This window comes from Armatimonadota bacterium, assembly GCA_023511795.1.
Taxonomy (GTDB): Bacteria; Armatimonadota; UBA5829; order DTJY01; family DTJY01; genus JAIMAU01.
This window is the reverse complement of the sequence record JAIMAU010000009.1, coordinates 38,945-56,249: the sequence shown is the minus strand read 5'-3', so window position 1 is coordinate 56,249 and position 17,305 is coordinate 38,945. Positions and strand designations below refer to the sequence as shown.

General features: G+C 47.5%; 12 protein-coding genes. All 12 read right to left on the bottom strand.

Annotation, left to right across the window (positions count from 1 at the left end; translation table 11 throughout):
* Nucleotides 1–20: 20 nt before the first annotated feature.
* Nucleotides 21–1,469 carry a metalloprotease TldD gene (gene tldD, locus K6T99_09095; protein MCL6519977.1) on the bottom strand — a complete coding sequence of 483 codons (1,449 nt, stop codon included), beginning with the start codon at nucleotides 1,467–1,469 and terminating at the stop codon, nucleotides 21–23.
* 127 nt (nucleotides 1,470–1,596) lie between these two features.
* Nucleotides 1,597–2,484: a D-hexose-6-phosphate mutarotase gene (locus K6T99_09090; GenBank protein ID MCL6519976.1), complete on the bottom strand. Its 888-nt coding sequence runs from the start codon at nucleotides 2,482–2,484 to the stop codon at nucleotides 1,597–1,599.
* 21 nt (nucleotides 2,485–2,505) lie between these two features.
* Nucleotides 2,506–3,708, bottom strand: a complete 1,203-nt coding sequence (locus K6T99_09085) for a rhomboid family intramembrane serine protease (protein MCL6519975.1) — start codon at nucleotides 3,706–3,708, stop codon at nucleotides 2,506–2,508.
* Between the two features lie 46 nt (nucleotides 3,709–3,754).
* A complete protein-coding gene (locus K6T99_09080; protein MCL6519974.1) occupies nucleotides 3,755–4,459 on the bottom strand; it encodes a hypothetical protein in 705 nt (234 codons plus the stop codon).
* A gap of 288 nt (nucleotides 4,460–4,747) precedes the next feature.
* Nucleotides 4,748–5,911: a U32 family peptidase gene (locus K6T99_09075; protein MCL6519973.1), complete on the bottom strand. Its 1,164-nt coding sequence runs from the start codon at nucleotides 5,909–5,911 to the stop codon at nucleotides 4,748–4,750.
* A gap of 340 nt (nucleotides 5,912–6,251) precedes the next feature.
* Complete coding sequence (locus tag K6T99_09070; GenBank protein ID MCL6519972.1) at nucleotides 6,252–7,253, bottom strand: aldolase catalytic domain-containing protein; 1,002 nt, start codon at nucleotides 7,251–7,253, stop codon at nucleotides 6,252–6,254.
* Nucleotides 7,254–7,474: 221 nt separating this feature from the next.
* Nucleotides 7,475–12,214, bottom strand: coding sequence for an N-acetylmuramoyl-L-alanine amidase (locus tag K6T99_09065; protein ID MCL6519971.1), 4,740 nt, complete (start codon nucleotides 12,212–12,214; stop codon nucleotides 7,475–7,477).
* A gap of 320 nt (nucleotides 12,215–12,534) precedes the next feature.
* The gene (locus K6T99_09060) at nucleotides 12,535–13,221 is read right to left on the bottom strand and encodes a YjbH domain-containing protein (protein MCL6519970.1); all 687 of its coding nucleotides are present in this window, start codon (nucleotides 13,219–13,221) and stop codon (nucleotides 12,535–12,537) included.
* Nucleotides 13,222–13,573: 352 nt separating this feature from the next.
* On the bottom strand, nucleotides 13,574–13,828 hold the full coding sequence (locus K6T99_09055) for a GlsB/YeaQ/YmgE family stress response membrane protein (protein MCL6519969.1): 255 nt from the start codon (nucleotides 13,826–13,828) through the stop codon (nucleotides 13,574–13,576).
* Nucleotides 13,829–13,853: 25 nt separating this feature from the next.
* A complete protein-coding gene (locus K6T99_09050; GenBank protein ID MCL6519968.1) occupies nucleotides 13,854–14,117 on the bottom strand; it encodes a hypothetical protein in 264 nt (87 codons plus the stop codon).
* Nucleotides 14,118–14,251: 134 nt separating this feature from the next.
* Complete coding sequence (locus tag K6T99_09045) at nucleotides 14,252–16,519, bottom strand: DEAD/DEAH box helicase (protein MCL6519967.1); 2,268 nt, start codon at nucleotides 16,517–16,519, stop codon at nucleotides 14,252–14,254.
* Nucleotides 16,516–17,265, bottom strand: coding sequence for a twin-arginine translocase subunit TatC (gene tatC, locus K6T99_09040; GenBank protein MCL6519966.1), 750 nt, complete (start codon nucleotides 17,263–17,265; stop codon nucleotides 16,516–16,518). Before tatC ends, K6T99_09045 begins: the two co-directional genes overlap by 4 nt.
* Between the last annotated feature and the right edge of the window lie 40 nt (nucleotides 17,266–17,305).

The window sequence follows — 17,305 nt, the reverse complement described above, 5'->3', positions numbered from 1 at the left end:
CATCGAACGACGTGTCTTGCCTATTCCTCAGTTCCACCAACCGTGAGTTCGGAGATCTTTACGGTTGGCATCCCGACACCCGTTGGAACACCCTGCCCGTTTTTCCCGCAGGTTCCTATTCCTGGGTCGAGTGCAAGGTCCGATCCTACCATCTCTAATTTATTTAGTATTTCGGGGCCATTGCCGATTAGAGTTGCGCCTCGAATAGGTCGAGTTATCTTGCCCTTCTCAATCATATAACCCTCAGTTATGGTAAAAACAAAATTGCCGCTCGTTGTATCAACCTGACCGCCACTGAAGTTCTTTGCAAAAACGCCCCGTTCCACGGAGTTAATGATTTCCTCGGGGTCCGAGTCTCCCGCTTCCATTAGGAAGTTCGTCATTCGAGGCAACGGGATGTACTGGTAACTCTGCCTGCGTCCGTTGCCGGTCAGCGGAAGGCCCATAAGCCTTCCATTGAGGTGGTCGGTCATATAGGCTTTCAAAACACCTTTTTCTATAAGGACTGTCCTTTGGCCAGGCGTGCCTTCGTCGTCTATATTTATTGAGCCGCGGCGGTTTGGGATTGTTGCATCATCGACGAGCGTGCAAAGAGGCGAGCTAACCTGCTCGCCAAGACGGCCCGCATATGTCGATACTCCCTTTCTAACAAGATCAGCTTCGAGGCCGTGGCCTACCGCCTCATGTAGAAGTACTCCGCCCCATCCCCTGTGAATAACCACTGGCATCATTCCAGCAGGTGCAGGACCAGCTTCGAGCTGGATTATAGCAACCCTTGCCGCCTCCTGAGCGATGTCCTCTGGTGAGACCCCCTGGAAATACTCCATGCCAATTCGCCCACCACCGCCTAACGAGCTGCTTCGCGTAACTTTGCCTTCACGAGCCAAGCAAAATACGAAGAACCTCAGCATTGGCTGGTTATCCGAAACCCATAGCCCCTCAGAGTTTGCAACAACAATCTCGGTATCGACATCTGAATAGCTTACTTCCACCTGTTTGATTCGATGGTCATAAGCATAAGCAGCTTTGCTCGCACGCTTTAGGAGCGCTGTTTTCTCAGCTATAGGTTTTGAATCGGGGTCAATCTTAATGGTGTAATACTGCGGAGTTGGTTCGGGGGTAATACGGATGGGCTTCTCTGTTCCCGGCCCCTCTGCAATCTGTGCTGCAACTCTAGCAGCCTCAACAAGGCTGTGCATATCAAAAGTGTCCGAGTAGGCAAACCCTGTCTTCTCGCCTGAAGTCACTCGGATTCCGACGCCTTGGTAGATTCTTATCTGAGCAGAGCGAATTTTTTTCTCTTCGAGAGGGATATCCATGCTTCTGGAACGCTGGATGTAAACATCGGCGAAATCTCCGCCTCGACTCAGGGCAGTCGAAAGCAGTCGCTCAATCGAATCCTTGGGGAGCAGACTTGAGATGTCAGTTTCGGGTGAGATATCGTATGGCGGTCCGCCTACTAATTCCATATCGTGTACCTTAAGTGTGCGACTATGTTAATTTACATGCGAAATGGTATCAGAAATACCATAAGTACGTCAATAATCCAAGGTGGCCTTGTAATTTTTGATAGAAAGATGCTTTTACGGTCAGTACCTAGCAGGAAAACATCGTCTCAGCCTGCCAGCGTCCACCAGGCTCAAGGGTAACAGGGTCGGCAATTCTGCCTGTCTCGACACACACCATTCGAAGGTATTCATCGTCCCCAAAGTCTGCCAGCCGACGGGACTTTTCAACCCAGGGATTCCAAACCACAACGTCAGGCATATTGTTCTTCTCGATGGTTATTATGCGACCATTCCCGCCATCGCTGATTTGAAGTCTATCCGGTGCATTTATGTAAACGCGGTCTGTCTCCCCTCCAAAGCGTATTTCGGGGGCGAACTCGATGGCCTCAGCTAGGTCCTGAAGAGCATCCTTATAGGTAACCCCACGAAGGCCAATAATAGCGGTTTTCTTGATATCTGCTACACTAAAATAAGTATGGAGTGCTGCCTGGAAATCAAAAGGTTCCTTACCAGTATTCACAACCTCAAGCGCTAGAGCTAATGTCCCTACATCAAGAAATATTTTAAGCCTCAGAATAAAGTTGTGAGGCCATATAGCTAACGTCTCTGGTGTTTCGCTAAGCTGAAGCTCGACTGCTATAACGTTATTGCCTAAAGTTTCGCACCGAACCAACTCCCAGTCGCTTATGCGGGCAAATCCATGAGCTGGCAGGGTCCCATGGCTTCCGAATTGGGGGAAGCATATCGGTATTCCGCCTCTGATGGGCTTTCCCATGGCAAAAAATGATTCACGGCTAAGAAAGAAAAGCTCTCCTTTCCCTGGCACACTCCATCTGGTAACATGTCCGCCATGCAGATAAACCTCCGCACATGAGTTTGACTCATGAGAAAGGATTATTTTCGGTAAATTGTTATTGCCTGCCACAATGCTGATTGATTTATCCATTTCGAATTTGCAATTCAATGATTCAGCCATATATTCCCCCTAGTGAAAAAACTATTTCAACTGCTTCCACAAGGCTTTGGCAAATGGAATCATTTCGCCCTGTGGGAAGCGAGAAACCAACTCTCTAATCGCTTCTTTCGCCCCATCTGCATCTTTGTAAGTGTTCCCCAAACATAGGACGCATCTGTAAAGAGCCGTCTCAGCCTCAGGTTCGTTTGCCCAGGTGTTGGCAACCAACCTATAAATTTTAATAGCCCAGTCTGGATTTCCAAGGTCTTTAAGCAAGCCTGCTAGGTGAAGAAGATGCGCTGGCTTATATATGTTTGCATTTCCTCCAAACTCTAACAGGTAGTATGCCACAATTAGCGGGTCTTCATCTATCAGCGAATGACCGGCTTGCGCCATTGCAGAATCTATTATGTCCCTGCGGCCTTGTTTGATAGCTGGTTTGATAGCAGCACGAATCAGCTCTGGATCTCCAACTTCTTCTTGGAGCATAATCTCAAGGGCATATAGCGGCATGTTTTCAAGGTCACGCGTATCGGCTTCGACAGCCTTAGCTTCGGACAATTCTTCCGTGTCTCTCTTTGCGCGAAAAAGCCAGCATAAAAATATGCCTGCCATTCCACCGCCAACATGCGCAAAGTTCGCAACAGAGCCGCCTATTCCCGCCACACCGTAAAACAACCCTCCAGCAAAATCAATAAGAATATACAATCCTATGACCCAAATTGCGTCCACTTCCCATACGCCATGCCAGGAATCCTTTTCCCATTCGCCACACCAGCGAGAGGGAAAACAGTTAAAAACGCAAACTTTGCTCCAAGGAAAAAGATACAAATAGGCGCCAGCCACGCCTAGAATACACCCTGATGCTCCAATAGTTGGTCTCACAGTACCATAAAAGAACAATTCCATGATGCCTTGGAGTATTTCGCCTGCAAAGCCTGTTGTAAAATATAATAGTAGGTAACGCTTGATGCCAAGTCTTTCTTCAACAGACGGCCCAAAGAGCCAAAGAAAGAACATATTGCCAACAAGGTGTAATATATTTGCATGAAGAAACGCCGATGCAATTGTATTGATTAATGGTGAAGTAAAAAGTGCAAATCCATAGGTCTCAAGGACATCGGAGCGTATTTCTTGAAAGTCCTTTGTCGTAGATGCATAGACAATGACGTTCGCCCCAATAATTCCAAGGGTGATGAACGGGAATCGTCTGACAGGGTTCTTTACTCGATATGGTATGAGCACGCTGCGTTCCCTCTAATCGAACAAACCAAAGATCTGAAATCAGTTTTCAGCACTCGGCTTCTTCTTTATCCCAATTTCTTGCTCCTTTTACCGACTTGTAAAGAGCAAAAATCTTGAGGGCAATATGTTTGTACTCCCGGAGAACGCGCTCCTGATTCGAGGCAACCCATCGCACATCCTCCGCAAGTTGATTAAGAAGATCTGCATATTTCCGACCATCTTCTGGGTGGTTGTATAGGATGTTTTTAATTTCCTCCGCGGCACTTGAAGCCATCTTCGGGTCAGGAGCATGAGGAATATTCATGCATGCGGATACAACATCGGTAATGAATTTCCGATATTCATCTTCGCGCTTGCTCATTCGCGAGATCATATAGAGCGCATCATCCAACAATTGGTCAAATTTATGTGGGTCACCGATTAGGGAGTCAGGATTATCACGCAAAATTCCCTTCATCTCATCTACACAGCCGCACACATCACGGTGCTTTGTTGTCTGCCCCATCTGCGTGGCCTCCGGCGCGGATACTAGCTGCATCCCTCGGTATGTGTTCTCATAGCGAGCTTTGGGGAGCTCAATTACACCACCGTCCTCGAAGACAAGCAAAGGAGCTTCACCATGGCCGCGGTTCTCAATATGCGCGGAGCCCTTCTGCACAGCCTCGATGACTTTAGAAAGATGTGGCTCGGGCGGCAGCCACTTCCGATTTACATTAAGTACTTCTTCTGGCGCGATATTGTTTTCAGGCATTATACTTCCCCCAATCTGCATTTTTAAAATTATTAATCAGTCAATAATGCCACTCCTTTTATAGCGCAATATTTCTGCAGAAAGAAACGATTGCCTCTAACTCTCGCTAAACTTGTAAGGAAATTTGCACTACCATTGTAAATTATTTATTGCTTATCCCACTTCAAACGCAGAAAATAAGCTAATGAAGACAATCTTGTCGGGCGAGGTAAGGGTAGAAGCGATAAAAAAACAAACGGGGTTGCCAAATCCTGCTTGTGATATGAGGCAATGGTACATTAGCAGGTTCTACACCCCGATCACTTTGCGAGCTTTTTGCATGACCCGACTTGCAAACGTCTGAGAAGGAGCCTTATTGTAACAAGCACCAAAAAATTGATAGTTGCCCATATTCTTAAGAACACGCATGCGCATTTCTTCAGCGCTCGCTCTATCAATGCTGAGTTCTGCGAATGCCTCACAATAACCGCACTTATCGCAATCACCAGTGCAGTGGTTCGGGTCATTGAAAAACGGAGCTATAAATCCTTCGAGCTTGCTATTATCAACATATGGTTGATAAGTATTCTTCGCGATATAAGGCATAAACATGTTGATGAGCCCAAAGAGATCACCGGAATAGCTACCTCTCATATATGCCTCAACCGTCCTAAGAGGGTCGCCTTCTAAAACAGCCTGGCGTCCTTGAATTTTGAAACGCCTAACACCAACACTCTCGTAATAGCCAAGGTCCTCCGGCCTAATCCAATTTAATCTAATTGGATTTGTCCAGTCATCGGCTTTGTTTAAAAAACACTTTCGCTCGTAAAATTTCTGTTCATCCTGATTTACTATTGGAAAATGTGACTCATGGTTATAATGGAACATTTTGTAGGGACAATTCCTTAAGCAAGCACTGTTCGCTATTATTTCCACGCCATCGCCTACAATTTGGCTGATTTGACGGATTCGCCGAAAGTCGCGGGTAATGTCCTCGTCAATCACTATCCTGTCTATCCCCTGTCTTTTCCAAAAAGCAGCCTTGTCTGGCGAATTTACCTGGCAGATGGTGGAGAGTTTGATTTCAAACGGGTATCCAGAGTCTTGGACTAGCAATATTAGCTGTGGAAGGGTAACGGTAAGCCGACGGACCCCGGCATCCCATAGACTCCCTAGAAAATGATTAACACTTTCGAAACCCGATTTTGTGAATTCAATATTTCCAAGGCAAGAAGCATTAAAGATATAGTTGAATTCAATCCCGCGGTCTGCTGAGTAGGAAATATAATGCGCTAAGCTTGTGAGGTTTACGCTTGGAAGTCTACATGAACCACGGCCCGAGCTTGTTAGGAGTCCACCAGTGATTTGGCCATAGGTTTCTTCTACTTTTGCGTTTTCACAGCGTGAATTTAACTCGTGATATTTATCAATTGTGGTCTCTTGGAAATCTGCAGGTACGCTGAACAACCTCATCGCTTTGTGCTCTTTCCAGCAAGCTTTGTCTTATGTGACAATCGATTATAACTTTTATACCCTTGTGACTGGATATTTACACATATTTGTAAGCAAGAAACGAATCTAGAAAGCAGATAAAGAGGAACCCAACATTGCAAAAATTAGTATAAATCGAAAATTGCAAAAAAATCCGTGGGATTGCAAGCCTCCCACGGAAAAATCTTAAAAACCTTACAGAAAGACTATAGCACAGCTAATTCAAACCAGCCCTATTTTGGCCACAGGGTCAGCGCAAGTAAAAATCAGCCATCTACATCGTCCCCAGAGACCGTGCTAATGATCCATCTTCTGTCTTAACTTACTGCTCCTCTATCATTTGGTCATAGAATGATACATAATCGTCGGGGTCGTTACCAGCACGCATTTTTATTGCCGCACGCGGGTGAATATTCAACTGCCCGGTAATCATGTAGGGTATCCGATAGCCCCATTCCATCTTGCCTTCCTTTTCAAGCGGAAGAAAGACTTCCTGAATGCATTTCAGGACTGGCCTAAGTTGGAATTTTGGGTTTTTGAGGAATCCAATTAGTAATTCAAGAGGACAGTTACCTGCTCCGCGGCCCATTCCATTAATAGTAGCGTCCAGATAGTTTGCACCAACAATTAGCGCCTCGATTGTGTTCGCATAAGCAAGCATTTGGTTATTGTGTGCGTGGATGCCAACTTCGACACCCTTGCCTTCGACAGCCCTTAGATACTGGATTGTTAGGTCGCGAATTTGCTCCGAATAGTATGCCCCAAAGCTATCGACAATATAGATAGCACACGCACCCGAGTCTGCCATCAAGGTAAGAGCCTCTTCGAGCTCTCGCTCTTGGACCGTGGAGACCGCCATTAGGTTCAAGGTTGCAAGATAGCCTTTATCAACTGCATCTTTTACCATATCAAGCGCTGTGGGAAGTTGGTGGATATATGTGGCAACGCGAATGATGTCTATTACGCTCTTATCCTTAGGCGGGATGTCATTATGGTAATCTGTCCGTTCAGCATCTGCCATTACGGCTAATAGAAGATTGGTAGGATTGTCGCCCACAATTCGGCGGACGTCGTCTTCATCACAGTATTTCCATTTACCAAATTGCGACGGGGCAAATATTTTCTTGTCTGCCTTATAGCCAATCTCCATGACGTCAATGCCGGCTTCGACACATGTGTTGTAAACTGCCTTAACGAAGTTATCATCAAACTGATGGTCATTGATTAAGCCGCCGTCGCGTATGGTGCAATCGATTACCTTAATTTCAGGCCGATAAGTGAGAAACGTGCCTTTTGCTAACTGGTCTTTTACGTGCACTATCATTTTAATTATTTCCTCCAAATCTAATCGCGGCAGAATGCCGGTTCTGTTGAGAAATGGTGAGGTAATAATACCATCCAATGCTACCCGATTGTCAACTCTTATTAGCAAACCCTATGCAGTTTTTCACCTATTAATAAACAAGGGGCAGAGAACAATAGCCTCCGCCCCTTTGAGTCAGGAGACCGGCACTAGCATACCGTACCTAGCGGTCAGTCTAGCAATTAGTCACCGCTTATTTGTTGGAACCTCGCGCCATCAGCGACAACGATAGAACCAGTTGCACCAGTGCCATTGCCGAGCTTCAAGTAGCAGCTCGTTCCCGCAACGAAGTGCTTATTCCCGAGCAGCAGTCTCCACGCACCACCGTTTGTCTGCTGATTCCAGGCGACAGTCTGCGAACCGCCATCCCAATAAAGGGTAAATGGCGCGTTGGTAGCTCTATTACTGCCCTGCGGATACCAAATATAAGTATCGTAGTTGCCGCTGTATGGAATGCTTGGAATCCACTTTGCCGTCTTGCCCTCGCTCACCGCAGTGCTCGCATAGGCATAGTCTGAACCATACTTATCGGTGGATGCGGTAGCTGTCGTCCAGACTCCTGTGAACACGCATGCAGGGTTGTCTACAATGACATTAGCATACCCAGGCGTCGTTGCCGATGCCCCACTACTCTGAGAAGACTCATTGCTAGCAGCGTCATATGCCGATATAGTGTAGGTATATGATGTGCTCGGTGAAAGTCCTCCGTCAGAATAACTGGTGCTCGCTGTATAGCCTATGTAGCTGCCATTCCTGTAGACCTTGTAGCCTGCTACTCCCACGTTGTCTGTCGAAGCCGTCCAAGTAAGATTAATTCGCTGAGGACCAACAGCTGTCGCAGTTACACCGCTCGGAACACTTGGCGGAGTACCGTCGAGGGTAGTACCAGTGGCTTGGGCGCTCTTTGCCGACTCGTTCCCCATAGCATCATAAGCCGACACTTCATATGTGTAGGTAGTTAGCTCACTAAGCCCTGTATCAGAGTAGGAAGTGCTAGCAGTTGTCGCCACCTGAACCCCATTGCGGTACACCTTGTATCCGCTAACTCCAACGTTATCTGTTGAAGCCGTCCAACTCACGTTGACCTGCGAAGCAGAGACCCCAACGGCTGACACATTGCTCGGCACGCTCGGCGGCGTCAGGTCGTCTGAAACTAGCAAAAATCGCACTGCGTCTGCCATGACGTTCAGCGACGCCTCGCCAGTGTTGTTGCTTAATTTGACGGACTGCCCTGTTCCTGCCAGGAACCTCTTGTTCGTAACAAGGGTGTTCCACATGCCGCCGTTAGTCTTTTGGTTAACTGCAACTGTTTGCGATCCGCCGTCCCAGTAGATAGTGTAAGGAGCAGCCGAAGACCTGTTGCTGCCCTGCGGCCACCAGGCATAAACCGTATAGTAACCGGAGATGTCAATGTCCGGCGTCCACGTGGCTGTTCGGCTCTCTACTGTGTCCGTCGTGCCATACCGATAGTCTGACCCATACTTATCAGTGGCTGAAGTACCTGTAAACCAAGTGCCAACATATACAGCCACGTTGTTGTCTAGGATTATGTCCGTGTAAGGCAATGTGGTTGCCGTTGCCTGGTTGCTTAGACCTGACTCATTGTTCGAACCATCATATGCACTTACCCTGTAAGTATAGGTTGTGTAAGACTCGCAAGTCGTATCAGAGTAGCTAGTTGTAGTTGAAGTAGCAATCTGCGCACCATTGCGATAAATCTTGTAACCTATTATGCCGACATTGTCCGTAGACGCCGTCCAGCTTAGGTTGATTTGCGTCTGAGAAACAGCGCTCGCCTGGAGATTCGTCGGCACACTCGGCGCAATTGTGTCAGGCGTGACTACAGTCGCAGGCGCGCTCTTCGCTGACTCGTTCGAAGCCGCATCATACGCAGATACCTCGTAGGTGTAACTGGTAGCCGGCACACACCCTGTGTCAGAGTAACTCGTGCCTGTACTAGTGCCTACCTGTACCCCATTCCTGTATACCTTGTAGCCAACTACACCTACATTGTCCGTAGACGCCGTCCAGCTTAAGTCTACCTGCGTCCCTGAAACAGCCGTCGCACTCAAGTTCGTCGGTACACTCGGCGCAATCGTGTCAACGCCAGGAGTAGTTACTGAAGCGGGTGTGCTTTTAGCAGATTCATTGCTAGCAGCATCATATGCCGACACCTCGTAGGTATAACTCTGGCCAGGACTGCAGGTAGTGTCCGAATATGAAGTGCTCGAACTAGTGCCAATTTGGCCGCCATTTCTATAGATTTTATACCCCGCTACACCAATGTTGTCTGTTGATGCAGTCCAAGTCAAATCTACCTGTGTACCGGAAACTGCATTGGCACTCAGGTTGGTTGGCACGCTAGGCGCAGTCGTATCACCAGGTGTGGTTGCAGCAACTTGGCTACTTTGTGCTGACTCATTGCCCGCTGTGTCGTACGCACTTACACGGTAGGTATAAGTCGTGCCCGGTGAACAATCGGTGTCGGAATAACTAGTTGCGGCACTTGTCCCAACCTGCACGCCATTCCGGTAAATCTTATAACCACCAATGGCGACGTTATCCGTCGAAGCATTCCACGTTAAGTTTATCTGTGTGCAAGACACCGGATTCGCCGCAACGTTTGTTGGGACGCTTGGCGCAACAGTGTCGACCGAAAGCGTTACCCAGCGGACAGCATCCGCCATGACAACATAACCCGTCTGGCCAGTGCCATTGCTTAGCCTTACGTAGCCACCAGTACCCATGGCAAATGTCTTGCTGGAGACTAAGGAGTTCCATTGTCCACCGCTGCTCTGCTGGTTCACTTGAACAACCTGCGAGCCGCCACTCCAAGCAACTGTGTATGGCGCATTCGGCGCTCGGTTCGTTCCAGCGGGCCACCAGGCGTAAACATCATAGCTTCCACCAAAAGCAAAGTTTGGCCGCCAGGTCGCAGTCTTGCCCTCACTCACAGCGCTACTTGCAAAATAATAATCTGCACCATACTTGTCAGTAGCTGAAGTTCCCGTACTCCACACGCCCGAAAGCTCGCATGATGGGTTATCAATAACTATCTCGCTTGGCGGAGTGGTAGCAAAGGCCGGACTACTCTGTCCAGACGTGTTCCCAGCTGCATCATAAGCCGCTACCGTGTATGTGTAGCTTGTGTTCGCTGAACAGGATGAATCTACATAGCTCGTCGAAGCCGAGGTTCCGATTTGCCCGCCATTGCGATAAATCTTGTAACCCGTAACACCTATGTTATCTGTCGAAGCATTCCACGCTAAATCTATCCGGCTTGGCGATTTTACCGTTGCTGACAGGTTTGTAGGCACTGAAGGCGCTTGGCTATCACTAGCAACAACATTAATGGTCTGCGAGCATGTGGCACCGAACCAGGTAACGCCATCGCGGACCATGCGCCAGTCGGTGGTGTAGGTGCCTGGCGTTGTTGGAGCAGTCAGGTTGAATGTCCATGTGTATGTCTGATTAGGCCCAACCTCGCCAGATATAGTGTGCCGAGTCTGAGTCGTGAATGGGTCGGAATCGCCTACTGCACCCAGCCTGATGGCTTTCGCCTCAGTCCACAAAACACCCCTATTCCGGAAGGTAATGCTAACCGACCTTGTTTCGCCTGGACTCATTGTACTTGGAATGGTGTGGCTAACTAGCTGGTCAGAGTAGAAATCCCAAGTTGGGGTCTGACCAAAATACGCACAAACACCCTTGTAAATGCCCCACGCACATGCAGACCTGAAGAAATTGTCCCTCAGATAAACAGCATCCCTGTCGCATGTGTCATGAAAAGCTAGCTCAATCAAAATCGCCGCCCTGTCCGGAATCCGAATCTCACCATACGCACCGTTAGAGTTCGCTTTGCCGCGGTTCGTCCAGTCGCTGATTGGAATCTTGTTCCTAATAGTATCAATCAAATTGTCGTGTACCGCATTGGCGAGATTCTGGCTCACCGTGCACCAGTTTGCATGCTCTGTGCTGCAGTCGTAATAGGTGATTGTGCCCGTAGGACAAGAAGGACCATAGCAGTCGCCTTGGTATCCATTTGTATGTAGCGAGATATAAATGTCTGTGCCGTCGTAATCCGAAGCAAGCGGCCTGGAGCGAATGTCATCGTTAATCTCAGTAGCGCCGTCTCCAAGTGAACACCCACTATAGCTTCCATATACGCTACATGGATAGCCAACGTGCTGAAGCCAGTAGCAAGCTGCCATCTGCCACCAAGGCTTGCCACTGTACGAGCAAGTGCCATAGTTCTTGTCTGTACAGCGCACCATCTTGACAGTCATGCCATCCTGTGCCAAATAGGTCTGGATGTACTGGCAGATTTCAAGATTGTGGAAATCTTCTTCGTTTAGTGGCGAGCAGTATACAGGCCGCTGAGTATACCAGCCACTGCCATTCCAAAACCAACCGTGCCCAGGCGATAGGGTGATGCTGCGGCCTCCCAATCCTAATACGCGAGCCTCCTTGCGAGGCTCTATAACAGGTGTAGGTGCAACATACTCTGCTAGCGGAGTACCCTCGACATTCACGGCGACTTCTCCCTGAAAGCCATAATTCCAAAGGGTAGCTTTCACCTGATCGAAGATGCCTGCAAGCCTTTCCTCCGTAAGTTCGTGCACCAAAATTCCTCGGGAGAAATTGACAACCGCTTTATCCCCCTCAATCCTGAAATCAAGGAGCTTAGTGCCAGGAGGCACCGCCGAGGTCAATGCTGGAGTAAATGGCGTATTCGGAGGTGGTGAGGATAGTAGAGAAAGTGCCGAGACCGCGTCCACTGCTTTGGGATGGTTGGTTACGAAAATTTCTCCACCACCATCAATATAGGCTACCGGTCCGGCTAGGGCACCACTGGCAATGCAGAGGCACCCAAGTAGTGCTGATAGCACTACTCGCCATGGCGAAAGACACAAGTCTTTCATGCGCATCCCTCCCATGAAATTTTCCGCTCGTACCAAACGGAATCGTGGTGGCCATGGGATGTTTCGGATGCAGAAACAAAAAAACGACTCTGTGGTACGCTAGCGAACTTACATGAATTATAACGCTAAGAACAAAAAAGTCAAGTAACCTTTTGGGTAATCATCGGAAGCCTTCATAATTCAAAAGTAACTTACATTTAAGATATTTGAAGTCAAAGTGGATAAAACCCCCCATAAATAAAATTTCCTCTGTTGTAGCAGCATTTCTTGCGCCACCACAACAGAGGATAAGAAAGCTAATCTGCGCTTAGTAAATCAGCTTAAAGCCCCATCTTTGTGAAGCTAATTCCGAATCCTAAATCATCGCCATCAATCAAGGCCACATCGCCGCGAAGCGTGTCTGTCAACGCAAACCTAATGCCCACATTGAACTGGGCATCGCCTGTGTCAATGTATTCAGCCATTAGGCTCATCCGCTGGCTGATTGTCCAGTCCAAAGCCCCAAACAATCCGTCAAAGTAACCTGTACCAAACCCTATGACGCCCCTCAGAGGCTTTGAGGGCTCGCCGGCGATATCCGAAGCCATCGGCGTAAGGTTCTTACCCAGCAGTACATAGATGCCAGGATCGTCATCTGGATCGAGCTCTCCGCCCAGGTCTAATACACCTAGGACCAATGAGGGCCTCACTGCCGTCTCGGGGAACAGCAGGTATTTGCCATTGATGATAGTTTCCTCGTTTCCGTTATCAAAGTCAACCCTTGCAACCCCTAATTCAAGCGAGGGTGTAACCCCAACATTGGCACCTATAATTGTTTGCGTCTGGTCGGTATCCTCGATCTCGATGGCGTGGTAGTTGGCGCTAAAACCTCCCGTCGACAAAAGTGTGTCATCTGGCGTTAATATATTGCCTGAAGTGCTAAAGAACGAAGGAGCAGCGCTTGCTATTCCTAAATAGGCACATACAAGCAATGAACCGATTGCCAGTACTAGAAAACTGTTCTTCATCCTTTCAACTCCTTTTTAGGTTTTTAACTTTTAATTCTACTCATCAACTAGCAACGAAGAGTTCTCCGCCGCAACTTTTGTTATAAATAACTTTGTTACCACCTCCCCATAGCAATTTTGGCGTCTTGCTTTATGAAGAACTTCTCTGCACTTAAATTCCATTCGACGCCATGAGAACACCATGCAGAATTCAATAACCCAGTTCAACCAATGGCTCTTTATTAATGTTGCCTTTTGCTAGTTCAGCTACTTTCCAAACGGTTATTAAATTCGGCACTCAGGATTATTAATCCTTCTTACAAGTTGAAAGTCCTAAAACTTCTAGCTTTTAAAATATCCAGTTGGGCACCACTTAGGTCGCATGGCGTACGGTTACCAATTTCAGTAGGAACACAAGGACAATTGCCCCAAATATGGCCGAAGTTAGGTATACTCCGCTAAAGATTGGACCAACCCTGAAAAGTGCAGACCCCACCCAGGCGCCCAAGAAACCTACGATAATGGTTCCTATCCAGCCAGCACCCGTCTTTATGCCCATTATTAGCTCAAAAATTGTTCCTATTACTGCAGCAATAACAAACAGGAGAAAAAGACCTCCTAATGTCATGATGTATCACTCCTTCATAATGGCTTTAATAAAGCACTTGCTGTGGCACCGTCTTTTGCAAAGGTAGTGCAGACTGCTTTCGAGACGGATAAGGCATGAATAAGGGGAATGGCTTTTTCTTGGCCGCGGAAACAAATAGTGTGCTTTCTTTCGCAGGATCTTGAATTACCCCAGTCCCACGATGCACAGGCAACCACCATGCAAAGTACGCTACTAGAACTATAACGATAATAACTAGCAGAATGACAATAAATGTCCCCAAAATTGCTGACTTGCCTGGTTCGCTCATATGCATCAACGCAATTCTAATCGAATTGCCGACGATTTCGAATAGTTACTGGAACTGTTTACCCATACGACTATAAATCTAAACTGTGCGCAACGACTTCACTAACTTCTGTGGAAGACAAGACAGCGTCAAGTTTACAGACTAGCAAGGGCATTCAGGATTAGTAATGAGGCTTGCTTATCAAGCGGGGAATTGTTATTGCCGCATTTGGGAGAATGAATGCAGGATGGACAACCATCAAAGCAAGGACATTCGGAAATTGCTTTTAGAGTCGAGTTAATTAATTCTTTAATCTTTGTGTATGCATCTTCGGCGATGCCAACGCCGCCGGGATGTGCATCATATATAAATATAGTGGGAAGCCCAGTGTGAAAATGCGACGGATGGGATGCTCCACCAACATCTTGGCGATCACACATGGCATATAGAGGCATCATTCCTATTAGCGCATGTTCTAGGCCGTGAATGCCACCTTCTAGGTCATAACCTTGGCTCCGAACAATCCTTGCTATAGAGGAATCAATAACCAGCCAGATTGCCTGGGTATCAAACGACTGAGGTGGAAGGTTTAAGTCTACGTTCTCAAGCGTTTCATCAGTGAGCAAGCGCTTTTTCTTATAGCCAATGACTTGCTCCGTTACAATCACTTCGCCAAAGTATACTTGTGAGCCCGCCAATGTTTGAGATTTAAGCGTCCTTTTTATAAGGGTTTCCGTAACAGTTGTAGCCGAGGTGTAGTAGTCTACATCACGTCTGGAAGCATAAGCACAGCATCCTACTTGGTCAAGGCGTTCCACAACATATGACTCGCCTTGGTGAAGGTAGACTGCCCCTTCGTGAATCATTTGGAAAGCAGTAGCTTCCTCAACTGAGCCCAGAGGTTCCCCAGGCTTAGCAACGTCGTAAATTAGATAACTATTTCCTCCTGTGGAACGTATGTTGACGCTGGCCGCTGGGTAGCCTTCACCATTCCAAAACCATTTCCCTTGGCGAACTATCTGCCCCGACTCAGCCAACAGATTCAAAAGCGGTTCCGAATTCGCGCCGAAAAGGTCATAATCGAGTTCCGAAATAGGAGTTTCATAAGCAGCGCAAGACAGATGTTCAGCAAGGATGTAGGGATTTTGTGGGTCCAGAATAGCTTTTTCATTAGTACGGTCCAATAAATAGGCACGATTCTGCACAATGAACTGGTCAAGTGGATTGTTAAGCGCAATTAGAATGGCAAGCGATGTATTTTGCCCTCTGCCTGCGCGCCCAATTTGCTGCCAAGTGCTGGCAATCGTACCTGGATAACCAGTAAGAATGCACGCTTCTAGGTCGCCAACGTCAACACCAAGTTCAAGTGCATTAGTTGCCGTAACTCCTAGAAGCTCTCCTTCAAAAAGCCCCTTCTCAATTTGCCGTCGCTGCTCAGGCGTATATCCACCACGATATGGCATAATCCTCCCAGCAGTCTCAGGGTCGTGCGCTTCCAAATTCGCTCTTGCATATCGATAAATTAGCTCGGCAACAACCCTTGCTTTCGCAAAAGTTATGCTTCTTATACGCCGGCATGCAAGCTTAGAAAGAAGGTAAGCCGCTTCCCAGTTTGCACTCCTTCTTTCCCCAACACCTATGTAAGGTGGATTCCAAAACGCAAACAACTTCTCTCCGGAAGGAGAACCATCATCATCTATGACCTCAGTCCTTACGCCCGTAAGCTTCCTCATTAGCTCCTCAGGGTTGCCAATTGTTGCTGAACATGCAATGAACTGCGGAACAGAGCCGTAATGGCGGCAGATGCGGCGCAGACGCCTAATAATATTTGCAACATGTGCGCCAAATACCCCGCGATAGACGTGCATTTCATCAATAACTACAAATGCTAAATTGCGAAAAAAATCAGCCCATTGAGTGTGATACGGCAGTATCGCAAGGTGGAGCATGTCCGGATTCGTCAGAACCGTATGGCAATTCTTGCGTATGGCGCGCCGTTCAGTTTGAGGTGTATCCCCATCATATATCCCAAACCTAAGTTCGAATTGGTGATTGAGCTCGTTAAGTTTACGCAATTGGTCCTGTGCAAGAGCTTTTGTAGGAAACAGATAAATGGCACGTTTAGTTGGCTCCGAGAGCTGGATGTTGAGAATGGGAATGTTGTAGCACAGGGTTTTGCCGCTTGCAGTTGATGTTACAACAACCACATGACGTCCTCCTAGAACTGCGTTAATTGCGGCAGCTTGATGTGAGTAAAGCTTATCTATTCCAATGGCTTTGAGTCGTTCGCAAAGACGAGGATTAAGCTTGTATCTGACTTCGCCATAGCGAGCCAGTTTTGCGGGTATGACAGCTAGATGAACAAGCTGTCCTTTGTACTCGGGCGAGTTTTGAAGTTCCGCAAGGAATTTCCGCAGACTCATGACCGCGGTTCAACAAGCTTCACAAGACCAATGCTAAGAATGTATAAGAAGACCATGGGCAAGCCTATCATCATCATTGTCATTGCATCTCCTGAGGGTGTTACGGCCGCAGCAACGATAAGCAGAGCAAGGACGGCCTGCCGCCAATATGATTTCAACATCTGTGAGTCAACAATTCCAACTCTTGCTAGGAACATCAGGATAATGGGGGTTTGGAACACCAAGCCAAAAGCTAAGTACATTTTTATTATAAATAGGAGTGTCTGGGCAACAGAAGGCATGAACTTCGCTCCGGGCGGATTCTGGCTTATCAACCACCTAATTCCCATTGGCAGTGCGAAGTAGGCTAGTGCCACGCCTAAACAGAATAACAATATTGAAAGCGGAGCTACTAGTTTAACCGCTCGCCGCTCCTTCCGCGTCAGACCTGGGGCAATGAATCCCCATCCCTCCATGGTGATTAGAGGCAGTGCAAGGATTGAACCTGTAATTAGGGATATCTGGAACTTGATTGTAAATCCTTCAGCAACGCCGGTGAGAAGGAATGAACTTCCCATCTCCTTCAAGAAACCAATGATTGGACCGGCTAAGATTTTGAAGAAGAATGGGAAGAAAAACCATCCGGCGCATGCACCGATAGCTAGATATACCACGCACCGTATGATTCTTGCTCGAAGTTCAGCCAGATGTTCTACAAGCTCTAGCTGTTTTCCGTTTTCGATGTCTTCCTCAACTTCGGTCTTCATAGAACTAAGCACTATTTGGTTACCTTGCGAACTACTGAAC